Below are 22545 nucleotides of genomic sequence, written 5' to 3'. Positions count from 1 at the left end.
ATACTCCTAATTAACCTTTGAAAAGAGACCTTGCGTCTAGTTTCTCGCCAAGTTCGTAGAACTTTTTGCCTTCTTTTGCGTCTTTTAAAAGTTTTGGAACTGGTATTTTAGACTCTTCCATCATCTTAATTGTTTCTTTTGGTCCACCAAGGAAATCAACAAATGCAGACGCAGGAACCCAGTTAAAACCAAAACCCATTGCTCCATCAGTGTTTTCTTTTGTATCCACTACTTCTCCTACGAGAGAGAGCGAATAACTGATGTAACGTGAAATGAAGTAACGTGCGATTTCTGCTTCGAAACCATTCGCTTTTTTTACTACATCCATCGCACCTTTGTAATCGGAGTCTTTGATTTTTTGGCGAGCTTCTTTGATAAAAGGAATATCAAATTTTGGGTACGGATCGTACTCTCCTGTTTTGATATTGTAAACAAACTTCTCACGTTTTCCGTCAGCGTGTTTCACAACTTTTGTGAGGCCACCACCAGATTTCATACCAAGTTTACCAGCATCGATTAACTTTTGGAAGTAACCAGGAAGTTTGAATGTTTCATGTGCTTCGTCTTTTGTGTTGTCGTAGATATTGTCTACGATGGCTTTGTGAACATCAAGACCTACGAAGTCTGCAGTTGCAAGTGGGCCCATGGCACGTCCAGTGTAACCAGACATGATTTCGTCCATAAGTGCGATTCCGCCTTTGTCAGCATACTTTTCTGCAAAGTGAGCCACTTCGTTCATCAACTGAAATCCAATTCGGTTTCCAGCAAAGGCAGGAGTGTCGTTTGTATAAACCACAGCGCGGCCTAAAACTTTTTCTAAGTATTCACCTAACGCTTGTGTGACTTTTTTGTCATTTCCAGAGTGAGTTACGAGTTCACAAAGGATCATTTTATAAGGAGGGTTAAAAAAATGCGTTCCGTAATAGTGTTTTTGACCATCTTCATCGTATGCTTTTGCCAAACGACCAATGGAAAGTCCAGAGGACACAGTGGAAACAATGGTTCCCGGACGGCGCGCTTTTGCGATACGAGTGTTGATCGGTTCTTTGACTTCGTAACTTTCCGCCACGAGTTCGAATACCCAATCTGACTCTGCGACTGCTTTTTCCAGATCCGCATCGTAGGAACCAGGGATCATTCGTGCGCGAATGGTATCCGTTTTGACGGATGCTACAGCGGCTTCGATACCCTGTTTTGCTTTTTCTACATCTCTAGCGAGCATATGGACTTTAGCACCACCGAAGGCAGCAATAACGCCTGCACTTCCAGAACCCATGGCTCCGTTGGCACCTAAAATCGTGACAGTTTTGATTTCTCTCATGAAGGAATTTCCGAATCTAATTTTTACTTACCGTTCTAGAAAGGTGAGGTGACAGGAAAATCGTTTTTTTTTGTCAGATTTGTTACAAAAGAGGGGCGGTGGGGGGTTGGGCGCGGGGTACACTTTCCCCGCCCGATCTGAGGGTGGGGAACTGGACCCGCCACCCAATGTGTTCCCTTTACCACGGCCTGCTATTCCTGGCACGCCGATTCTCAAAATCCGCAATTTTAATTTCCAAAAGTTCATAGTAGGGACACTGGGCACCCGGGCGGGCTCACTTCGGGGTCCGCATTCGCTCCCGTCCTCATCGGGTGGACCCTCCGAGGACCGAGCCCTACGGATCCCTGGTGCGTGACAACTCATGAAGCAAAAATCCTCAGACATATGAAATGGAGAATACTAGATACGTTAAAAAATAGAATGAGTTTTACGCGCCAGCGGTAGTAGCGGAAATCCTTTCGCTTTTGCGAAAGATTGGAGCGGATAACGCGGTCGTTTATCGATTGTATCTTTGTAACTGAACGGTTTCGAGGCGCCCAAAAGGGAAATCAAAAACTCCTTTTGGGCAATGATTTAAAACAAGTTATTTCATTTTTTCTTGGATTTCTCTTTCCAAAAACTCAGTAAACTCAATTTGACGATTAATGAATGTTAGGTTGTATCGACTTTCATACAAAAGAAGTGCACTTGCAAAAAACAAACAAATCCCTCCTGATAGAGCAACTACTGTGGGAATCCAGTTCAGATTTTTGGCAAAAGCAAGTGTAAACGCAAGAGCCAAACTGGAAATGATAAATAAGGATGTAGCTAAGTATAAAAATGCCATCGATCGTTGGATGAGAACAGCGCGTTTTTTTTGCACAGACAGTTGGTGTCTCATATACACCATTCTTTGTTCATGAAAACTTCGTTTTCCCTCGAGCAAAAGTTCTACTTCTGATTTCAAAAGATTCACTCGATCAAAAATTCTACCGAGTCGATTTGCTGTGGAAAAAATCAAACTAGCACAAGCTGACACAAGGACAGCGGGTGTGATCATACCTGATAGGATTTCGGAATTGGAAAAAGATTCAAACATATTGATTCCTTTTTACATCATTCGGTTGGGTATTGCTATCATTTTCTGAGTGATATTAAGTCAGAAAAGTAAGTAGTTTCCAATTCCTTGGGACTTGAAAGTTGTTTCACGTATTGGAAATCAACAATTGCTTCCTCATACTCTCTTGAAAGATACTTTAACCATTGTTTAATCCTACCATTTTTGCTAATTCCATCAATTCCCGTTTCCATGGATTTCCAATAATTCAGTAATAAGTGTTTAATTTCGAACCACTCAAAACGATTGTATTGGGTCCCTTTCATGAGTAAAGCAAGGGCGGGGTTTGTTACCGCACCTCTACCAATCATAATATCCTTACACCCTGAGATTTTTTGGCACCGGATAGCGTCGGTTACGGTCCAAATTTCTCCATTGGCAACAACTGGAATTTTTATATGTTCTGTTATTTTAGAAATCCATTCCCAATACGCAGGTGGTTTGTATCCGTCAACTTTTGTCCTGGCATGAACAACAATTTCTTTTGCTCCACCTTCTTCCAATGCTTTTGCACAAACAAGCGCATGTTCGGTGGTGTCATAACCCAGTCTCATTTTTGCAGTGACTGGAATTTCTCGTGGTACAACATTTCGAACTGCTTTTACAATCTCATACATTAAGTTTGGTTCTTTGAGTAACGCTGCCCCTCCTCGGTTTCGATTTACCGTTGGAGCAGGACAACCAAAATTGATATCGATACCATAGGCTCCAAGCGACGCCACCTTACTGGCGTTTTCTGCCATACAATTGACGTCAGAACCTAATAGTTGTACTTTTACTGGAACTCCAGATTTGGTGCGGCTATTATTATATAATTCTGGAACACAACGATAATATCTATGAGAAGGAAGTAGGGTATCATTCACTCGAATGAATTCGCTGACACATTCGTCGTATCCGCCTACGCGTGTTAATGTATCACGTAAACGAAAATCAAGAAGTCCTTCCATTGGAGCAAGTAGAATACGCAAAAGAAAAAAGATCCTATACTGCCACTTTTCTCACTAGGGCACGGCTGATCATTCTTAATTTCGCAGAAAATGGTAGTTAATTTATATTGAGAATACTAAAGCTAACCGGGAATTTAAGAGAAGTTTTTTCGCGAAGGAAACCTTAACTCATTTCCATAAATCTGAATGCATCTAACAAATTTTGATTGTATTCGTTCAAGGGAACTGAGTATATTTTGATTCGCCTTATGAAAAACTGGACTTTGATACCCGTATTCTTATTCTCACTAAATGGTTGTTTTACGAAAGAGGTAACGATACCTAAAGAAAATTTACGCCTACCAATAGATGTGCCTGTGTATTCCGAATCGCAAGAAATTGACGAATATTTTATACCTGTGTTTGCCGAGATAAAACGACCAGAAAAAGATGGAAAACAATATCATGCGATCTTAAAAGAGAAAGAAACAGGTAAGATCCTCCGTACAATTGCCATTCTCATTGATGACCGATCGATCAATTTGAAACCAGAAGAATACATACATTATCCGATTTATTATGCGAGTAGTGTATCAAGAAATTTCCGATTTTGGCCTTACTATAGATCATCCTATGATATCAGAAGAGCATCTGACAACTCACCTGTGTATATGCCTGTATATGCCTCCGCAGGGATTGCTTCATTGGCAGCTTTTGGAATTGCATACGTGGCTTCTACCGGAACTGCATTTATCTTTGGTTTGGGGAAGGGCACTTATGAGTTTACGGAAGATATTCTGGAAGGAGTTGTTGTTTCGAACGAAGAAATCGTTTTAGCATACAATGATTATCTATATGATGAAAACAATAGACTCAAATCAATTTTGACGTATTTACCATATAGGTCCATATCAAAATCTGTGATACCATTGTATGACCGAGAAGGAAAAAAACAGATAGGGCAAATGTACCCTAGTTCGAAACCAATTTTAATTTCTCAACTTGATTACGCTTATAACAAACTGAATGTGAATCCTAGTTTCGTTACCATGATTGAGTATTTACCCAAAAAATTGAAAAAAACGATTTCTTTACCCATCCGAAATAAATTAAAATAAAAATGAACCAAAAACAGAATGTAGATCCATTGAAATTACACCATCTCCTTCCATGTCTCATTTTCTTTCTGGTTTTTCCGATCACTGCAAAATCATGGCCAGATTTAGAAAGTGAAAGAGAGGTTCAGATTTATGGGAGTGAAAGGAGTAAAAAATATAGGGCAAGTAATATTTTATATGACATTGAGGATTGGAAGGATCATTACTCTGTAAAAGCAATGGGAGTCTATCGTTATTACGATTATCCGCTATCAAAATCAAAAACGTTTTTTCCATTTTATGATCATCTACAAAGCAAAATTGATAATCGCGAATTCAAACGTATTATGAATTATAATGTCACAAAAGAAAATGACTCTGTTCATAAATCCATCTATCCTCTTGTTTTTTGGGGAAATCATGCTAATAACTCACATTTAATCGCCATTCCTTTCTTATATCAGAAAAATAGAGAAAATCAAAGTACATTTGGTTTTCCAGTTTTACCATTCATTGTTTATAAAAATAAAGAAGAGGTAGGTGCTGATCATTTGAATTATTACAGGCTCTTTACTTTGTTTCATTTTGAAACAAGCGGTAAACGAGGATTAAATGAAGTATCGTTTACACCTTTGTTTTATTATTCAAAAGAGAATTATTTGTTTTTTCCACTTTTACTCTATTATCAAAATTACCGAACTACTTATCATGAGTATTGGTTGGGTCCACTGTATTATTCTAAAAACCAATCCAAGGAAGAAAGATTGTTTGTATTATTTCCATTTGTTGGGAGTTATGTTTCGACCAAAAGAGAGTTCGATTTTATATTTCCTATTTATTTAAATCTAAAAGACAAGGAAGACGATTACCATATCAATTTATTCTGGTATACAAAGGTTCACGACACAAGTGTTAACTTGGCAACAAATAAAGGAAATGTATATTTGGATTATGATTTTGGGTTATTCTATAATTTATTTGGAATCTCAAAGCGAAGTCGAATGATCATAGGAAATTCTCTTAAACGAAGTGAGGTCATTTCTTCAAAACCCGAGATAAGAAAAAAAAGGGAATTCAATCGAGAGAATAGTGAGCAGTTTACAGGGTACCAACTTTTGTTTGGCATCTTTTCATATGAGGTAGCAGACACACAAAAACACATTCGTTTATTACCTTTTGCTTGGTTTACTTGGGATGAGTCTTCTGAAGACAGAGTTGTTTTGCTCCCACCATTTTTTCCAATTTGGCTAAGTTATGTTTCTGATGATTTAGAATATAAAATTATCTTTCCGTTTTATGGAAAACAAAAGGATAAGTCATCTGAAATCCATTCCTATTTTTTGAATGGTTATATCCAAGAGGAATACCAACTAAACCATCGGATTGAAAAATCTTTTTTTTGGCCAATTGTAAATGTATACCAATCTGATATCGATTTCGGGCATCGTGTATTACCTTTTTATATACACAACCAAACCAAAACTGACGTAAGTTCCAAAAGTAATACATATACTCTCATTTCAAATTATACAAAAATTAGTAATAAGACCTATGAATCTAAAGAATTTTTGATATGGCCTGTTTGGATTTCCTATCATTCTTATCAATATGCAAGTAAAGATCCAAATACTACAATATGGATCACACCATTTTTCTACCGAAATAAAGATACATCTAGTATCAGAACAAATTTATTATGGTTTGTTGATTGGGAATATGAATATAACTCTCCCATACCTGCTAAAGATAAAATTGAAGTGGTTCCCTCGGAAAAAAAGGTAAAATTATCTCATCTTCTGTTTTTTCCTTTTTATTATTCGGATTCAAGTTTTTCGATCATTCCATTCTCTTTCAATCATTGGGGTGAAAGTGAATTTACTACCTTTACTTTACTCAATTATTATCAGCACAAAAAGGAAGGACATTATTATAATCTATTGTATCTATTAGAATCGGAAAACAATACTTCTGTTTATCAATTGCGGAGTTTCTGGGATTATTTATTTAGTTTCCAAAGAAGAAATAAGGAAATTGATCGGCTAACCTTGCTTTGGTTAGGATATGATCAAACACAGTCTAAAAAGACTATTAATTTTTCCCCACTCATAAGAACCACAGAGTCAGAAGGGGAAACGTCAAGTATGTATGGTCCATTACTATATTATGTTTCTAAATCAAATGAAGAAAAGACAGAATTAGGGATTCTTGGGATCGGATATTATCACAATGAAACAAAATCAGATAAACAATATGCAACATATGTATTGTTAGGTGTTGTTTACCAGGAAAAAACAGAATTGGAAAGAGGGTTTGTGAAAAGGGGAAGCCTTTGGGGTTGGCTTTGGGAATACCAAACGGAAGAGAATGGGTATGAAAAATTTTCTATTTTAAAATTGTTTTCTTATTCCAAAGAACCTGATGGATCAAAAAAAATTTTAGGGATCAGTATTTAAATTATGATAAACAAAAAACCGATCATACTCGCAATTTCAGGTGGCATCAGTGCAACATCGTATAATAGAAAAATACTAAATACACTTAAAACTGATTATCAGCCAGCTTGTGATATGATCATTTATGATAAAATTGTCAAATTTCCTTTTTTTGATTCTGGAATATCGGAAGAGGCAACACCTGAGATCATAAAGGATTTTTTGGGTGAAATAAAACGTGCAGATGGTATCCTAATTTGTTCACCTGAATATGTTTTTAGTATACCCGGTGTCTTAAAAAATGCATTAGAGTGGGCAGTTTCTTCCATTGTGTTTACCGATAAACCCGTTGCTGTCATCACTGCTGCATCTGTTGGCCAAAAGGCGCATGAATCGTTACTTTTAGTATTAAAAACAATCGGTGCCAAATTAACGGATGATACAAGTATACTCATCTCAGGAGTAAAAGGTAAAGTATCATCAGAGGGGCAAATTCAAGATGAGCAAACAGAAATAGCACTTCAAAACTTAATGATTGTATTTTTAAAATCTCTAAGATAGTATTCTTCCCTACAATTATTCTATATTATGTAATTATTATTCTGACATGATTTAAAAAGTTTCCATTTGATAGAAATTAGTAAGCAAATAGTAGATCAAAACTAAGATTCAGATTTTGAATTACAATCAAATCCTGGAACAAAAAATTGACTTAATACTGGTTGCACATGATGATTGAATCAAAATGGAATTTGTTCATTTTTCTAAAAACAAATCAATTCTTATTCTCTATACTCTTAATCCTTTCGTTGTTATCTTGTGAAAATGAAACCTTTAATAATGCCTGTGATACTAAATCAAAATCCTATTTTGAAACTTCAATCTTAGCCGCTTCTATTGGAGAAAAACGTCATCCATGTTATCCTGATTTTACCATCGTAAACCAACCTGGATTAAATGTAAGCAGTCAGTTTGTAACTCTATCAGAAGCAGGTGGTAATGCTTCCATTGGAACTTCTTCTACAATTCAATTGTATTTAGGTAGTGAACCGAAAGAAAATGTAAATGTTCAAGTAATCATAAGTAATGGAGCATATGTAACACCTTCCCAAACATTTTTTACCTTTTCAAAATCAAATTGGAGTACATTCCAAAATGTAACTCTTACAGCAATGAATGATACAATTATCAATGGCACAAGAACTGTATTGGTAAGATTTGTCCCTAGTTCCACAGATTCATCATTTCGACTTGAGGAAAGGATTATACAAGCTGAGGTTTCTGATAATGATAAAATTATTTTTGTTACAAGTTTAGGACAAACAGGTGCTTTAGGTGGTATTGCAGGTGCAGATAACTTGTGCCAGGCGAATGTAAATTGCCCTGTTGGTAAAATATGTAAAGCAATGATGGGTGATAGTGGTTTTTTGTTGAGAAGAGCTTCTATAAGTTCAAATATTGGAGACGGTCAAATTGATTGGGTCTTAAAGCCGTATGCTTCTTATTATCGATCGAATCGAACAGATTTAATAGGTACGACTACTAGCGCATCATTGTTTACCTTTAATTTAACATTTGCTATATCCGGAACTAGTTCAACTGCTTGGACAGGTTTGAGTCCTGACTGGACAAATAACGCAAACTCTTGTACGGGTTGGACAGTCTCGGGAGTATTTGGATACGGTGGAGATACTGGAAGTAGTACGACTTCAGCATTGGGTTTTAATTCATTTAGTTGTGGAAGTTCGCTTGTACATTATTGTGTGGAACAATAGTTATAAATGATCATCACTTTCTGGTATATTGTATTATGATTCCATCATCATCATTGAGTATTATTGATTCTTTAATTATTAACTGAATTATCATACAAATTCGGAAAAGACCGTTAAATCATAAGGATCTTTTCTATTCCAGTTACCTCGAAATTTTCCAGAAGAATCCAAAAGAAACTAGAAAAATAGATTGACATAACATATCTATCAGATATAGCTAATAATTATATCTGGTAGATATAATTATGCAAAACAAAAAGATTCTAATCATATTGGGGCATCCAAATCCAAATTCATATTGTGCCAAACTCGCTGATTCCTATTTCCGAGCTGCCGAAAGTTCAGGACATGAAGTTCAATTATTAAAGTTAAAAGAACTAAAATTTGATTATAATCTAAATTTTGGGTATGACAAAACCATTAAACAGGAGTTAGAACCTGACATTTTGATGAGCCAAACATTGATTCAGAATGCAGATCATCTTGTATTTGTTTATCCGAGTTGGTGGGCTAGTATGCCAGCAATTTTAAAAGCATGGATTGATAGAGTGTTTTTGCCAGGCTTTGCATTTTCTTATCAGAAACATTCCCCACTCCCCAAACAATTACTAAAAGGAAAAACAGCTAGAATCATTATTACAATGGATGCACCAACTTGGTACTACAAATGGTTCAATCGAAGTCCAGGAGTTCAGTTATTAAAACAAGGCACCTTAGAGTTTTGTGGATTTAAGAAAGTGAAAGTTACATATTTTGATCAAATTAGATTTAGAAAATTGAACAAGTTAGAACAGTTCATATTAAAAACAGCAAAATTAGGTGCGATGGGAGCATAAGATGAAAGGTAAGTTTATAAATGCTTCTGCTCTGAAAGAATTTGGTAAATTCTTTGATTATAAAGGTAACTCCATATTCTATGGGACATTAGGAGAAGGGGAACCACTTCTATTGTTGCATGGTTATCCATTTAATAGTTATGATTGGAATTGGGTAATGGAAGATTTATCAAAACATTACCAATTGGTATTTATCGATTTGTTGGGTATGGGATTTTCCGATAAACCACAAAACCACACCTATTCGTTTGAAGAATATGTCGATTTGATCAATACTTTAATAAAAAAGTTAAACATTAAAAAGATAAGAATATTAGCACATGATTTGGCCGTTAGTATTGTTGAAGAAATGTTGGGAAACATTGACAGTTTGGATTTTGAAATTCTATCTGTTGCATTTATGAATGGTGGTTTGTTTACTGATGTGTATAAACCAAGAATGATCCAAAGATTATTATCTCAAACACCTGATGCAATCGGTAAGTATTTGAGTAAAAAAATAAAAAGAAATTCAATTGAGAATTCTTTGAAAAAAATGTTTGGACCCGAAACAGGTCCAAATTCAGATTTATTAAATGAATATTGGAATATATTGAATTACAATCAAGGAAAAGATATCGCTTATTTAATTGGTCGCTTGGTCTTTGATAAAGTTAAATACCAAAAACAGTGGATCAAAACACTTAAAAATACCCAAATTCCCTTTTGTTATATTTGTGGTCCATTTGATCCTAACTCCGGAACCCATATGGCAGAACGATTTAAAAAAGAATACCCATTTGCTTCTGTATATTTTTTATCTAGTAAAATAGGCCATTGGCCTCAGGTGGAAGCGCCAAAGGAAGTTATCTCTGCATTGATGTTATTTCAACACGAATTAAATGCAAACAACAAACTAAAGGTTAAATGAAAAGAGAAAGTAAAACACAATATGCACTTTTAGGTATTTTATCTCAATGTGAAATGAATGGGTATGAGATTCGAAAGTATATCGAATCTACTATAAGTTTCTTTTGGAGTGAAAGTTTCGGACAAATTTATCCTACTTTATCCAAATTAGAAAAAGATGGTTTCATTAAAGAGTGGGAGAAAACGGATTCAAATGGAAAGAAAAAAAAGGTATTTAAGGTCACTCGTCCAGGATTAGAAGAATTTCGAAAGTGGATGGACCAATCTCCCATTCAAACAAACAAAAGGAATGAATTGTTATTTAAAGTATTTTTTGGAAGGCATATGAACCCCAAGTTACTGATGGAACAATTGGAAGGTGAAATCAGAAAACAAAAGGAAGATTTAAAATCATTAAAACTATTTCAAAAAGAACTAAAATCAGAATGGGAAAAACACCCTGATCATGAGTATTGGAATTTAACATTGGAATATGCAGAGAAACAGACATTGTTAAACTTAGATTGGATACAAAAGGTAAAGGGAAAAATCCAAGAAAAAGTTTAAAAATAATCGATTTAATGTGTTATTTCATTGATTTGCGCTGCTAAATCATTACAACATTAATAGAATGGAAACGGCTTCTATTTGTCGCAGAATGAACTATGTCTTATTCATTTTATTTTTTATCTTACCATTCCAAACACTATTTGCCTTAGATAAGGTTACACTCCATCTCAAATGGTTTCATCAGTTTCAATTTGCTGGTTATTATGCTGCCTATGAAAAAGGTTTTTACAAAGATGTTGGATTAGAAGTAGAACTTTTAGAAAGTACGGTTGGGATAAGAGGTATTCATGAAAAAGTTGTACAAACAACAGGCCAATACGGCGTTGGTAGTAATGAGTTATTATTACACCGACATATGGGGAAACCCGTTGTTGTCTTAGGAGTTATTTTCCAACATTCTCCTTCCGTTTTATTTTTTAAAAAATCTTCAAATGTTCAGAGTATTCATGATTTAGTTGGTAAACGAGTTATGTTAACACCTTGGATGGAGGAAATTGTTGCTTACTTGAAGAAAGAAGGAATAAACCCATCTGATCTTCAATTATTGGAACATCGCTTTAATCCAAGAGATTTAATTGAAGGTCGTGTTGATGCTTATTCAGGTTATGCAACAACACAGGCTTTCGATTTTAAAAAAGCTGGATTCCAAGTAATCGCTTATTCTCCTAGATTGGCTGGGATTGATTTTTATGGAGATAATTTTTTTACAAGCGAAGAAGAAGTAAAAAAATTTCCAAATAGAGTGAAAGCATTTCGTGAAGCAACTCTACGTGGCTGGCAATATGCAATGAGTCACCAAGAAGAAATTGCAGAACTCATTTATAATAAATATTCCAAAAAAAATCCAAAAGAACGTCTGTTATTTGAAGCTCAGCAAATGACTCCGTTGATACAACCTGTACTTGTTGAAATGGGATATATGAATCCAGGTAGATGGAAACATATCAATGATATATATAACGAACTTGGAATGTTGCCGAGAAACATTAGTTTAAAAGGATTTTTGTATGATCCTAATCCTCCTACAAATTACGATTGGCTTTATTATACTTTTTTTGTCGTTTTAGTAGGAGTCGGAGTTATTTGGTTAATTCAATGGAGAAGGTTAAATAAACAATACTCAGAAAATTTAAAAAATCAAGTCAAACAAAGAACAGAAGAATTAAGGCAATCGAATGAAAGTTTGCAAAAATTAAATCAAAGTTTGGTAAATACATTAAAGGAACTTACCGAAGCACAGGACAGACTACTTGCATCAGAAAAATTGGCTGTTCTTGGCCAATTGGCAGCAGGGATGGCTCATGAGTTAAATACTCCTTTGGGGGCTATTGTTTCATCTAACTTGTCACTTTATGATTTTTTAAAGAATAAATTACAAACAGTAATCTCGACGATTATCAATTTTAATGAAGACGATACAAAACGTTACCAAATCGTTCTAACGGAAAGTTTGGAAAATCAAGCATATTTGGAAGGTAAATCGGAAAGATCGTTAAGGAAAGAGTTACATTCAAAGTTTTCTCATTTAGAGAAAATGGAATTGTATGGCGACCATATGCAACTAGTAATTGAAACGGGTTTATTTCGAAAGTTGGATCAGATTGAAGATATATTAGAAAGTGAAAGATCACTTGATATACTTCGTTCAGTGGCGAGTATCAATTCAGCATATCGATGTAACCAAATCATTTCGGTGGCATCTGAAAAGGCAACACACGTTATCCGTGCTTTGAAAAACTACTTAGTATCGGAAAAAGAAACAGCTAGCAATGAATCAGTGATAGATTTAGATTCTGAGATTGAAACTATATTGTCACTTTATCATTATAATTTGAGTAAGATAACGGTAGTTAAAAGTTATGGATCAGAAGTAAAATGTAAGGGAAATCGTGATAAACTAAATCAAGTTTGGATTAATCTAGTCAATAACGCTTTACATGCTATGTCCTTTAACGGCACATTAGAAATTAAGATCAATTCTGATCAAAATTGGATCAAAGTGTCCATTATTGATTCTGGTGTTGGAGTTCCAGAGAATATCAAAGATAAGATTTTCGATCCATTTTTTACCACAAAACCAAATGGGGAAGGGATGGGACTTGGTTTGGATATTTGTAAAAAAATGATCATACAAATGGGTGGAAAAATTGAACTGGAACCAAGCAAAAATGGTGCATGTTTTTCTGTTTGGTTACCAAAAGTGAATCCCTAAGTGGATAATTGGTTCTAACAAAAATAAAATACAAATGATCGTAATGCGTTAACAATGGAACCATTAAAAGAAATTTATTCAACTCAGTGGATTCAAAATTTAAGTTTTGTCGTTTCTCAGATCGATACAAAGATTAAAGCTTCCGATTTCCAAAAAAAACTCATGGAATCTCCATGGAAAAATTACGAACTAAAAGAAAGAATCAATCGTATCGCAGATACATTTTTATTTTTTTGGAACGATCCCTTGGTCAAAATTGAGCCAAAACTTTTGGAATTAATCAAATTGTTAAGAAAACAAGGTGTTGGTGATTTTAATTTTCCATATATTTTTCTGAATGATATCGTAGTAAAATCAGGAATTGATGATTTTGAATCTTCTATGAGAATATTAGAAAAAACGACTGTATTTTCTAGTGCCGAGTTTGCGATTCGATTTTATTACATCAATCATTTTGATAAAACAGTAAAACAAATGGAAAAATGGTCAAACCACAAAGAACCATTCGTGAGAAGATTAGCAAGTGAAGGAAGTAGGCCTATCTTACCTTGGGGCATTGGAATTCCTGCAATCAAAAAACAACCTGAAATCCATATGAATATTTTAGAAAACTTATGGAATGATGAAAATGAAATTGTCCGAAGGAGCGTATCCAATCATCTGAATGATATTTCAAAAATTGAACCTGATATCGTACTTAATTTTTGTAAAAATAAGTTTGGTGTTTCGGAAAGTTTAGATAAGAATTTAAAACATGCATTACGAGGTTTACTTAAAAAAGCAGATGTCAGGGCATTATCATTTTTTCAATATGATACCAAGTGGATGCCTGGGGATTTTAAATTATCTTTGAAAAAAAATAAAATCAAAATTGGCGATTCGTTGGAGTTTCATATAAGTTTTTTTAATCCTTCATCAAAGAACATTAAAATTAGGATAGAATATAAAATTGGTTTTTTGTTAGCAAATGGTAAACTTGGACAAAAGGTTTTCCAGTTAGGTGAAAAGAAACTAAAATCAAAAGAGAACTTTGAAATTCATAAAAAACATTCTTTTAAACCTATCACAACCAGGGTGTATTATCCTGGAAAACATAGTATCACGATTGTTATCAATGGAAATGATTGTAAAACTTCTCAATTTGATTTGTTAAATGGTTAATAAAAATGAAAAAAATGAAGCTAAAAGTATTAATTATAATTTTGAATTTATGTATTTCATGTTCAGTCTTTTATTCCAGCGAACGGCGAAAAATTGAATTAAACGAAGAATTTTACAATCGATCACTTAGTTATGAATTAATTGGTTGGGATGAAGAACTTGATAGGAGGCGTGTAACTTACATTTTATCTGCTTTAGAAAAATCCGGTAAATTTTCTTCTGTTCGTTATTATGATCAAACGAAAGCAGATTTACACTTACAAATCATATTGGAGTCCAGTCCAAAGTTTAAATTTTTTTTGGGGGAATCAACTGAGCCTGTTTCATATTTAGCGGAACGAAAACAAGATCGATTTTTATTGTACTTAGCAAATCGTTTTTTAGCTGTTAGTACATTCTTTGTTGTTCCTGATATTGATCGAGATGATGATTATCTTTTATTTCGTCTCAAAAAAAATGGGAAAATTGAAAGAGAATATCGATACCCAATCGAGTCTTACCGTGTTTTTGGTTGGGTCTCTATTTTAATTATGTGGGTAGATGACAGAGACCAGTGGAAATCTATTTTAACGGAAAAAGTTTCGGAATTTTTAGGAGATGCAAAACATGACCTTTAATTTGAAAAAAATTCTAATCTTAATTCCTGTTTTGATCTTTATAAACTGTGCTGCTTTTTCCGATCCAGTCACTTCCAAAAATCGTAACAAACTTAAAATAGAAGAAAAGAGAGTCAGACTTCTTTTTACAGGTTTCTATCGATATGAATCGGAAAAAGAAATCATTTTAGATTATATCAAGAAACAAGGGTTAATTGAGGACCAGTCTGCCTCATCTTCTTTGGAAGTGATATTACAAAAAAAAGACCCGAAGTATCAATATCCTTTTTTACATAAAGTGCAGTTTCTCCTTACATTTTTTTCAGGTGGTATTTTTCCATCCCATATTCGGACAGAACAATCACTGACATTCCGTTATTCGCGATCGGATGAAATCCTTTTTGAAAATGAATATTCCGTAGGTATGGATCAATGGAGAGGGATTCCTGTGGTAATTTTGATGATTACCAATTGGCCAAACAGAATTTACAAAGAACAACTTCTTGAGGTAACCAAATTGGAGATGACTCAATGAAAGAATTTAAAGTCGGGATTTTTTGCCTAATTACATTGTTTTCTTGTCTGGGTTACTTTTATAAATTAAAACCCAATGAAAAAAATGATTACTTCCAATTAAATGGAGTGAAGCGCACATACACAGTACATTACCCAAAAAATTGGAATGGTATGCCAATACCGATGTTAGTTGCACTTCATGGTAGATTCGGTACTGGGATTACGATGATGAAACAAACTAAGTTGAATGAGGTTGCAGATTCAAAAGGATTTATTGTATTATTTCCGGATGGATATAAGAGGAGTTGGGCTGATGGAAGAGGTAGCTCTCCTGCTGATGAAGCTTCAATCAACGATGTTTTATTTATAGAATCGATTGTAAAACGTATAATTTCTGAGGGTTCGGTTGACGAACATTATGTGTATTTGGTTGGTCATTCCAATGGTGGATTTATGGCCCAACGATTAGCGATTGAAAAATCCGAACTATGGAGAGGGGTTATGAGTGTGGCTGCTCAGATTTCCGTGGCGTTATTAAAATCAAAACAAAAACATACCACAGTGCCTGTCTCTGTTGCCATTATGGCTGGCACTGAAGATCCATTGGTTCCTTTTAGTGGCGGTTATGTAAAAGATGGAAAGGAAATTCTTTCAGTTACAGATAGTATATTTAGATGGAAGGAATGGAATCGTTGCGATGATACTCTTACCAAATCGACTAAGGATTTTGTGGAAGATGGAAATAGTATTCAGATTCAATTTGAAAGGTATACTAAATGTTCAAATAATAAAATTGTTGAATTGATTCAATTGAACGGTCTTGGACATAGTTGGCCAGGAGAAACTACAATGATTCCATTTATCAACCAAGGAAAAACGACTAAGGTAATTGATGCTTCCTTATTGGTATGGGAATTCATGGAAAGCTTAAAATGAAAAAGGTTGCAGTAGTAACAGGAGCGTCACGAGGCATTGGACTCGCTATTGCAAAAAAATTGCTCCGAATGGACTTTATCGTATATGGAATTTGTAGGCATCCTGAAAAATGCCAAGAGTTATATGAAGATTTTCATTTAATAAAAGGTGATTTAAGTGATCCAAATTCAATACCCAAGATCTTAAATTTACTAACTGAGAAAGATCGTATTTCTTTGTTAATCCATAGTGCAGGGATTGCATACTTTGCACCCGTGGAAGAATTATCTCCTGAAAAAATAGTAGAAATGGTGCAAGTTCATTTAACTTCACCTATGATCTTAACCAGTTCTCTCACACGTATTCTAAAAAAAAATGAAGGTAGAATTGTATTCATAGGTTCAATTTCGGGAGATCAAATATCTCCATGGGGAAACGTTTACGGATCAGTAAAAGCTGGAATCCATCAATATGCTCGATTATTATTTGATGAACTTCGAAAATATTCAGTAAAGGTACACTTAGTAATACCTGATATTACAAAAACAGATTTTTATAATCATTTGAGTATAGAACCAGATCAAGATCCAAAGTCATATTTGTTACCAGACCAAATAGCTTATGTGGTAGAACATTTAATATTGGATCAATCTGGATTTGTAGTTCCTGAAATCGTTGTTAGGCCAGAAATATTCAAAATTAAAAGAAAAAAATTCAAATTATAAATCATTCACCAATCGATTGTGCATCATCTGTGAATGTTTCTAAAGGTACTACCCCTTGATTCTCTCCATTTGATTCAGAATCAGGATTCGACACAGTTACAACTTTGGAGATCATTGAGTCTTCATCTTGTTTTCTTTTGATTGCTCTAATTTTTCCATCAGTCTCATATAATCTTTCGATTACTTTTTTCAGTAATAAAAATAAAAATTCAGGACTTTCCTGACTCATTTGCACAAAAGTAGTACGATTGATGATACCAAGTTTTGCCGATTCAGATACCACTACAATTGATGCTGCTCTTGGGCTATTGTTGATGATCGCCATTTCTCCGAAAAATTCACCAGGTAATATACTTCTTAGTTTGGTGTGTTTGCCTTCAATTTGTTTATAAATGTCTAACTGGCCTTCAAACAAAAAGAACATAGCTCCATTCGAAGGAACTCCTTCCTTAAAAAGGACTTCTCCTCTTTTGATATTGATCATACTGAGTTTGGCTAGAGATTCTTTAAGTCCCATCACTCGCCTCGGTTAGATCCTTTAACTTTTGTTCGGCTTCAATGAGTCGCTCTACATAAGTTTGTAATAGTGCGTAGACAAACATTGGATTTGAATTTGCAATTCGAATTAAATTTTGTTTATCGAGAATTCCTAACTGTGCTCTATCAGATTCGATGAATACTGTCATTGCTCTGGGATGTGCAGAAATAAGTGCAATCTCCCCAAAAAACTCTCCTGTGGAAAGTTTTCTCACTTCATGAAAATTTCCTTGGTCGGGTGCACCCATTCCTACTGACAAAGTACCACTCAATATAAAATACATTTTCTCATTTGATGGATCACCTTCTCTTACGATGATCTCACCTCGTTTGAATGTCTTTGTTGGGACTGTATTAACGAAGTCGAATATGTTGATACGATTATCTTTTTTAGGAATGGACATTAAAGACCGCGATAAATTTCTAAGAGTTCTGGAATTTTTTTCTCATCAGCATAATCCAATGCAGACTTGCCATTTTTATCTTTTAGCTTTGGATCTCCGCCATTTAGAACCAGGACTTTTGCCAATTCCAAAATGGGATCACTTTTACCAGGATCAAATTGAATTGCCAGTTCGGAAAGTATAGTTTTCCCTAATTTATCTTGTTGGTTGAGGTTCGCACGTCTTTCCACTAGGAATAGTACTAATTTTTTATACAGTTCAATTTGGTTGGCATCTTTTGCAGTTAAAAACTTTTGAATCGCTTTGTGTAATATCGAAAATCCATTATTGTCTGTTAGGTTAGGATCTGCTCCCATTGTCAACAAAGTTGACATGGTTTCGATTCGATTACGATTGAGCGCTATGTGAAGAGCACTTAATCCTCGTTTGTTTTTTGCATTTGGGTTTACACCCTTACTAATCAATAATTTAAGAGTTTCATCAACAAACTTTTGTTCTTTTTTATCTACCTCTAATTTACAAACCGTAGTGATTAGATTTTCATCTTCATCGTTTAGCGTTAATAAATTTGCACCATTGGATACTAGTAATTTAAACGCTTCGGCATCTTTTCTTTCAATAGTAGAAAAGATTAAACCAACTCCATCCTTTAGTTGATGATTTGGGTTTGCTTTCTTAGATAATAGGAGTTTGGCGATATTTAATTGTTTGTTATCTAGTGCAAGTGACAATGCAGTTTCATTTGTTTTTGCATTTACGATATCAACGGGAACTCCTTTTTTCAAGAGGAGGTCTACGATTTTGATTCCAGGTTTTCTAGAAGCTAAATGGATGGGTAAATAACCTGAAAGATTGGGCGATTGAATCTCTGCATTTTTTTCGATCAATAACTCAGCAATGGCCCATTTAGAACTGTCAATTGCTTCTTCCAGTGGGTTTTTATTCGTTGATAGTGTTTGGTTTGGATTTGCACCGGCATCTAACACCAGTTTTAATAAATTTGAATCGTTTTTAGTTAATGCGATTTCAAACAACGTTTTTCCATTGGTGTTTTGGGAATCAACATTGAGTCCTTTTTTGATTAATAAACTAGTTACAACTAGGTTTCTTTTATCAACAGAATAAAATAATAACGATTCACCTTCAGATGTTTTGGAATGGACATCTGCTCCTCGGTTTAATAAGGTTTCCACTCCCGCGGTGAAACCTTTTTCAATGGCAAATACAATGGGTCGAATGGACTTTGTATCTTCTGAGTTTGGATTGGCATTTGCATCTAAGGCAAGAGTTAGCAGTTTTATGTTTCTTTGTTCAATTGCTACAAAAATAGGTGTACGACCTGTTAAATCAGGTAAGTTTATATCAGCACCATTTTGTAAGAGAAAGTTGATTGAATCTATTTTTCCTTTTTCAAATGCCAAATAAATGGGTGATTTTCGTGGATTGTTTCTGAGATTTACATCTGCTTTACTTTCCACAAGTAACTTCTGAACAGCTAAGTTTGATTTTAAAATCGCAACATGTAGAGCAGTATTTCCATCAGCATCATAAGCATTTAGATCTGCACCTTTCTCAACCAATGTTTTGATTTGGTTGGTGAATTTGGAAGTAACAACATAATGTAATAATGTTTTTCCAGAAAGATCACGTTTGTTTAAATCAGCACCCTGGTTTAATAAAAACTCAAACTGTTTTGTTCGATTTTTTTCAACTGCTAAAATGAGGAGTGATTTTCCAGAATCGTCTGAAGCATTGATGTCTCCACCATTTGTCACTGCGTTTTCAAATTCTTTTTGATTTCCCTTTAATAGAATTTGTACCATATCATAACTAGGTGAACCTTCTGTTGAAGTCGGCAAAGGTTCTTCCGCTAACAAATAAGGTTGGAACGATAGAATCAGAATAAAGAAAATAAGATTTAATTTAGATTTCATTTGGGTAAATATGCTCCTGGATCCAATGCTTGTTGGTCTGGGCCTTTCCTAACTTCAAAATGGAGATGAGGACCTGTTGATTTTCCGGTGTTTCCTACTAGACCAATGATATCGCCAGAGCGGACGGTGTCACCTTCTTTTACTTGCCTGTCACTTTGGTGTGCATAATAAGTATAGATGTTATTTTTATGGCTAATAATTGTTAACATCCCATAACCACCGCTAGTTGTAATTGTTCGCCATACCTTTCCCTCGCTCACAGCTTTGATAGGTGTTCCCACTGGAGCGGGTAAATCAATACCCGAATGGAAGGCGCCAATTTTCCCAGTAACAGGATCTACGCGTGTTCCGAAACTCGATGACACATAGCGGTCGTTATCTACAGGAATCTGAAAGTATTTTGAGATATCATCAGTATCAACGAGAGGACCACGTTCCTTTGAAACAAATCCACCGAAGACCCAACCTTCCCATTCATTATTCCAATTGACATAAATCCATTTAGATCTAACTCCACCTATCGTTTCGATTTCCTTTTTGGTATCTAATATTTTAAGTTTTTCATCACCTGGGATAGAAGTAACGACAGAGCCGTATTCGTTAGGTTCATCTCTCATTCGTAAATTTGTCGATCTAACGTAACGTTTATCTCCAGTTTTTAAATCATCCGGATTCTCTTGCGGAAATGAAATTTCTCCAGGTAACACTTCGTATGAGACAACTTCTGAGTTACTTAAATAACCACCAAACACCCAACCATTGCCATAAGCAGAAGAAACTTGGTACCAGTTCGAGGAGATTCCATCGATCGTTTCTTCGTTTGATGTGGAACTTTGAACGGTGACTTTGATTCCTTTTGGTAACCTTGCGATTACATAACCGTTCACATCGGGTTCTCCTCTCATGTTTAAAGAACTAGCGTTAACCCACAGTTCCTTTCCTTTTTTCGAGTCCGTGTAACTTATGCTAGTTGGTTCGGTTGTGGTTCTAGAAGGTATGGAAGATACATCTAAAGAGAGTCCTTCTGTATTTCTGGATTTTACGGCTGGTTTTGTTGGTTGTAATAAGTCTTGGGTGGTATATCCTTCTTGTTTTGATTTTGTTCGCACCAATACCCAATGAGAACCTTCTTTTTTTTCTGTTACATCTTGTTTTAAAACAAATACTACTTCGAGAGGATCCCCTTTTTTTACTTTAATCTGCGAACGCGTGTTAGGTTGCTTGTTCGGTTCTAGTTGTAAATAAAAATGATCAGAAGCTACAGCACTAATTGACTTGGATTTTTTATCAGTGGCTCCTGGTGCACTATTATGGTCAGAAATCCCTTCTGCTAATTTTAAATCAATGGGGGAAGAGGAAATTTTAAGGCCAGGGAATCTGCTTTGTACTTTAGAAACAAATTCGTTATACTTTTGGAGAATTTCCTCTTGTTTTTTTTGATTGGTTTTGATTAAGTCTGACTGCCTTTCTTTGTCGCGGTCTTCTAATTGTGTTTGGGACCAAAGAGAAATGTTACATAATACAAGTAAGAATGTGAATAAAATTATGTTTCGATTTTTCATAAAACAAACTTAAAATAACCAAAAAGAATCACTTTGGTCAAGGTTTTTTGTTTAGTCTTCTTCGGGTAAAAGAGGAGTAAGGAAAAAAGAAATAAATTCCAGTTTCCCTCTCATAGAAGATTTTTCGTAGATAGACGCGGTTTGGTTTTCGATGGTCCTCAGACTTTTTTTCCTAACGGCAGCAATTTGTTTTTGGGAAAAACCTCTTAACAAAAGAATAGCAATCTCTGTTTCTGCTTCTGTTAAATTCCATTCTAACATCTGGGCCTTAGCTTCCGCCCAAAATCCTATTTCAGGATTTTTTAAAATTCGATTGGTTCTTTTTAAGTCATGGATCTGTGTTTTTGCCTGCTTATTTTCCACAGCTTCTTTTTTGAGTTCTTTGTATAAAATAAAAACAACAAGGAAGGAAGAAATGGCAATGAATGATTCTATGGTTGCGATGATAACTCGAAATCGGTCGAAGTATTCAGGTGGTTTTGTAAGAGTGTATACTTCTTCAATGATCCAAACAATTAATGAAATCACATAAAAAACTAAAAAAAGGATACGTATGGTGCGAGTTTCCATCATATGATTCAATTTCACATTTCTCTAATGTAGAATCAAGTATGTTTCATAGGTAATTCCCACATTTGCGGTTTTCCTCTATTGGAAAAGTTAAAAATCTATGCGATCCTATTGACATGAAACGTTTGTTCTTTGCCGTTTTTTTATTGGGAATTGGCCTTACTTTTGGCAATTGTTCCAATTCAAAAAGTTCTGAAACCCGGATGCAGTGTATGGATCGGTGTGTGAAAGAACAGTACATTTGTGCCATTGCACTTGCTCCCCAATTAAACAACCCAGTTGCAACAACAACATCTTGTATTACTTTGTATGTAATATGTTATGAAAAATGCCCAGCCGCTTCGACAAGTACAAACACAACAACTAGTAATAGACGTTCTTCATCGAGTTCCAGTTCAGGGAATCGAGGTGGTAGTTCTTCTAGTGCAAACTCAAGTTCTGCAACGGGTGGTTCGTAAGGAAGTGGAAT

Annotated in this window: 22 protein-coding genes; 14 read left to right on the top strand and 8 right to left on the bottom strand. The window is 34.9% G+C overall.

The window, feature by feature from the left end:
* Positions 1 to 10: 10 nt before the first annotated feature.
* From DI076_RS10860 to DI076_RS10845, 3 genes are all read right to left on the bottom strand, one after another.
* On the bottom strand, positions 11 to 1321 hold the full coding sequence (locus tag DI076_RS10860; protein ID WP_108959890.1) for a 3-hydroxyacyl-CoA dehydrogenase NAD-binding domain-containing protein: 1311 nt from the start codon (positions 1319 to 1321) through the stop codon (positions 11 to 13).
* Between the two features lie 583 nt (positions 1322 to 1904).
* A complete protein-coding gene (locus DI076_RS10850) occupies positions 1905 to 2399 on the bottom strand; it encodes a DUF2721 domain-containing protein (RefSeq protein WP_108959888.1) in 495 nt (164 codons plus the stop codon).
* Between the two features lie 38 nt (positions 2400 to 2437).
* The gene (locus DI076_RS10845; protein WP_108959887.1) at positions 2438 to 3388 is read right to left on the bottom strand and encodes a tRNA dihydrouridine synthase; all 951 of its coding nucleotides are present in this window, start codon (positions 3386 to 3388) and stop codon (positions 2438 to 2440) included.
* A 227-nt stretch (positions 3389 to 3615) separates the two neighbouring features.
* On the opposite strand from DI076_RS10845, the gene DI076_RS10840 reads away from it, so the two are divergent.
* The 13 genes from DI076_RS10840 (at position 3616) to DI076_RS10780 (ending at position 17069) form a co-directional block, all read left to right on the top strand.
* Positions 3616 to 4464: a hypothetical protein gene (locus tag DI076_RS10840; protein WP_245918384.1), complete on the top strand. Its 849-nt coding sequence runs from the start codon at positions 3616 to 3618 to the stop codon at positions 4462 to 4464.
* A 2-nt stretch (positions 4465 to 4466) separates the two neighbouring features.
* A complete protein-coding gene (locus DI076_RS10835) occupies positions 4467 to 6896 on the top strand; it encodes an LA_1737 family protein (RefSeq protein WP_108959886.1) in 2430 nt (809 codons plus the stop codon).
* Between the two features lie 3 nt (positions 6897 to 6899).
* The gene (locus DI076_RS10830; protein WP_108959885.1) at positions 6900 to 7436 is read left to right on the top strand and encodes an NADPH-dependent FMN reductase; all 537 of its coding nucleotides are present in this window, start codon (positions 6900 to 6902) and stop codon (positions 7434 to 7436) included.
* Positions 7437 to 7603: 167 nt separating this feature from the next.
* The gene (locus tag DI076_RS10825; protein ID WP_245918383.1) at positions 7604 to 8650 is read left to right on the top strand and encodes a DUF1554 domain-containing protein; all 1047 of its coding nucleotides are present in this window, start codon (positions 7604 to 7606) and stop codon (positions 8648 to 8650) included.
* A 245-nt stretch (positions 8651 to 8895) separates the two neighbouring features.
* A complete protein-coding gene (locus tag DI076_RS10820; protein WP_108959884.1) occupies positions 8896 to 9486 on the top strand; it encodes an NAD(P)H-dependent oxidoreductase in 591 nt (196 codons plus the stop codon).
* Position 9487: 1 nt separating this feature from the next.
* Positions 9488 to 10396 (top strand): alpha/beta fold hydrolase, encoded by a 909-nt coding sequence (locus DI076_RS10815; RefSeq protein WP_108959883.1) that lies wholly within the window; start codon positions 9488 to 9490, stop codon positions 10394 to 10396.
* Positions 10393 to 10941, top strand: a complete 549-nt coding sequence (locus DI076_RS10810) for a PadR family transcriptional regulator (RefSeq protein WP_108959882.1) — start codon at positions 10393 to 10395, stop codon at positions 10939 to 10941. Before DI076_RS10815 ends, DI076_RS10810 begins: the two co-directional genes overlap by 4 nt.
* Before the next feature lie 91 nt (positions 10942 to 11032).
* Positions 11033 to 13156, top strand: a complete 2124-nt coding sequence (locus DI076_RS10805) for an ABC transporter substrate-binding protein (RefSeq protein WP_245918382.1) — start codon at positions 11033 to 11035, stop codon at positions 13154 to 13156.
* 54 nt (positions 13157 to 13210) lie between these two features.
* On the top strand, positions 13211 to 14317 hold the full coding sequence (locus tag DI076_RS10800; RefSeq protein WP_108959880.1) for a DNA alkylation repair protein: 1107 nt from the start codon (positions 13211 to 13213) through the stop codon (positions 14315 to 14317).
* A 5-nt stretch (positions 14318 to 14322) separates the two neighbouring features.
* Positions 14323 to 14934 carry a hypothetical protein gene (locus DI076_RS10795; RefSeq protein ID WP_108959879.1) on the top strand — a complete coding sequence of 204 codons (612 nt, stop codon included), beginning with the start codon at positions 14323 to 14325 and terminating at the stop codon, positions 14932 to 14934.
* Positions 14924 to 15448, top strand: coding sequence for a hypothetical protein (locus tag DI076_RS10790; RefSeq protein WP_108959878.1), 525 nt, complete (start codon positions 14924 to 14926; stop codon positions 15446 to 15448). The genes DI076_RS10795 and DI076_RS10790 overlap by 11 nt, the downstream gene beginning before the upstream one ends.
* On the top strand, positions 15445 to 16365 hold the full coding sequence (locus tag DI076_RS10785; RefSeq protein ID WP_108959877.1) for a CE1 family esterase: 921 nt from the start codon (positions 15445 to 15447) through the stop codon (positions 16363 to 16365). Before DI076_RS10790 ends, DI076_RS10785 begins: the two co-directional genes overlap by 4 nt.
* On the top strand, positions 16362 to 17069 hold the full coding sequence (locus DI076_RS10780) for an SDR family oxidoreductase (RefSeq protein ID WP_108959876.1): 708 nt from the start codon (positions 16362 to 16364) through the stop codon (positions 17067 to 17069). The genes DI076_RS10785 and DI076_RS10780 overlap by 4 nt, the downstream gene beginning before the upstream one ends.
* A gap of 1 nt (position 17070) precedes the next feature.
* Here the strand turns inward: DI076_RS10780 and DI076_RS10775 are convergent, their stop codons facing one another.
* From DI076_RS10775 to DI076_RS10755, 5 genes are read right to left on the bottom strand one after another with little or no spacing between them, the layout of a single operon-like run.
* Entirely contained in the window at positions 17071 to 17586 is a 516-nt protein-coding gene (locus tag DI076_RS10775; RefSeq protein ID WP_108959875.1) for a Crp/Fnr family transcriptional regulator, read from the bottom strand.
* Positions 17576 to 18010 carry a Crp/Fnr family transcriptional regulator gene (locus DI076_RS10770; RefSeq protein ID WP_100715671.1) on the bottom strand — a complete coding sequence of 145 codons (435 nt, stop codon included), beginning with the start codon at positions 18008 to 18010 and terminating at the stop codon, positions 17576 to 17578. The genes DI076_RS10775 and DI076_RS10770 overlap by 11 nt, the downstream gene beginning before the upstream one ends.
* Entirely contained in the window at positions 18010 to 19944 is a 1935-nt protein-coding gene (locus DI076_RS10765) for an ankyrin repeat domain-containing protein (protein ID WP_108959874.1), read from the bottom strand. Before DI076_RS10765 ends, DI076_RS10770 begins: the two co-directional genes overlap by 1 nt.
* Positions 19941 to 21506: a peptidoglycan DD-metalloendopeptidase family protein gene (locus DI076_RS10760; RefSeq protein WP_108959873.1), complete on the bottom strand. Its 1566-nt coding sequence runs from the start codon at positions 21504 to 21506 to the stop codon at positions 19941 to 19943. Before DI076_RS10760 ends, DI076_RS10765 begins: the two co-directional genes overlap by 4 nt.
* A gap of 51 nt (positions 21507 to 21557) precedes the next feature.
* Complete coding sequence (locus tag DI076_RS10755; protein ID WP_108959872.1) at positions 21558 to 22076, bottom strand: helix-turn-helix transcriptional regulator; 519 nt, start codon at positions 22074 to 22076, stop codon at positions 21558 to 21560.
* 116 nt (positions 22077 to 22192) lie between these two features.
* Here DI076_RS10755 and DI076_RS10750 point away from each other — a divergent pair, with 116 nt between their 5' ends.
* Positions 22193 to 22534, top strand: a complete 342-nt coding sequence (locus DI076_RS10750) for a hypothetical protein (protein ID WP_245918380.1) — start codon at positions 22193 to 22195, stop codon at positions 22532 to 22534.
* Positions 22535 to 22545 lie beyond the last annotated feature (11 nt).

This window comes from Leptospira ellinghausenii, from assembly GCF_003114815.1.
Classification (GTDB): Bacteria; Spirochaetota; Leptospiria; order Leptospirales; family Leptospiraceae; genus Leptospira_A; species Leptospira_A ellinghausenii.
The sequence above is the reverse complement of the archived record's forward strand: the minus strand, read 5'-3'. Positions and strand labels throughout refer to the sequence as shown.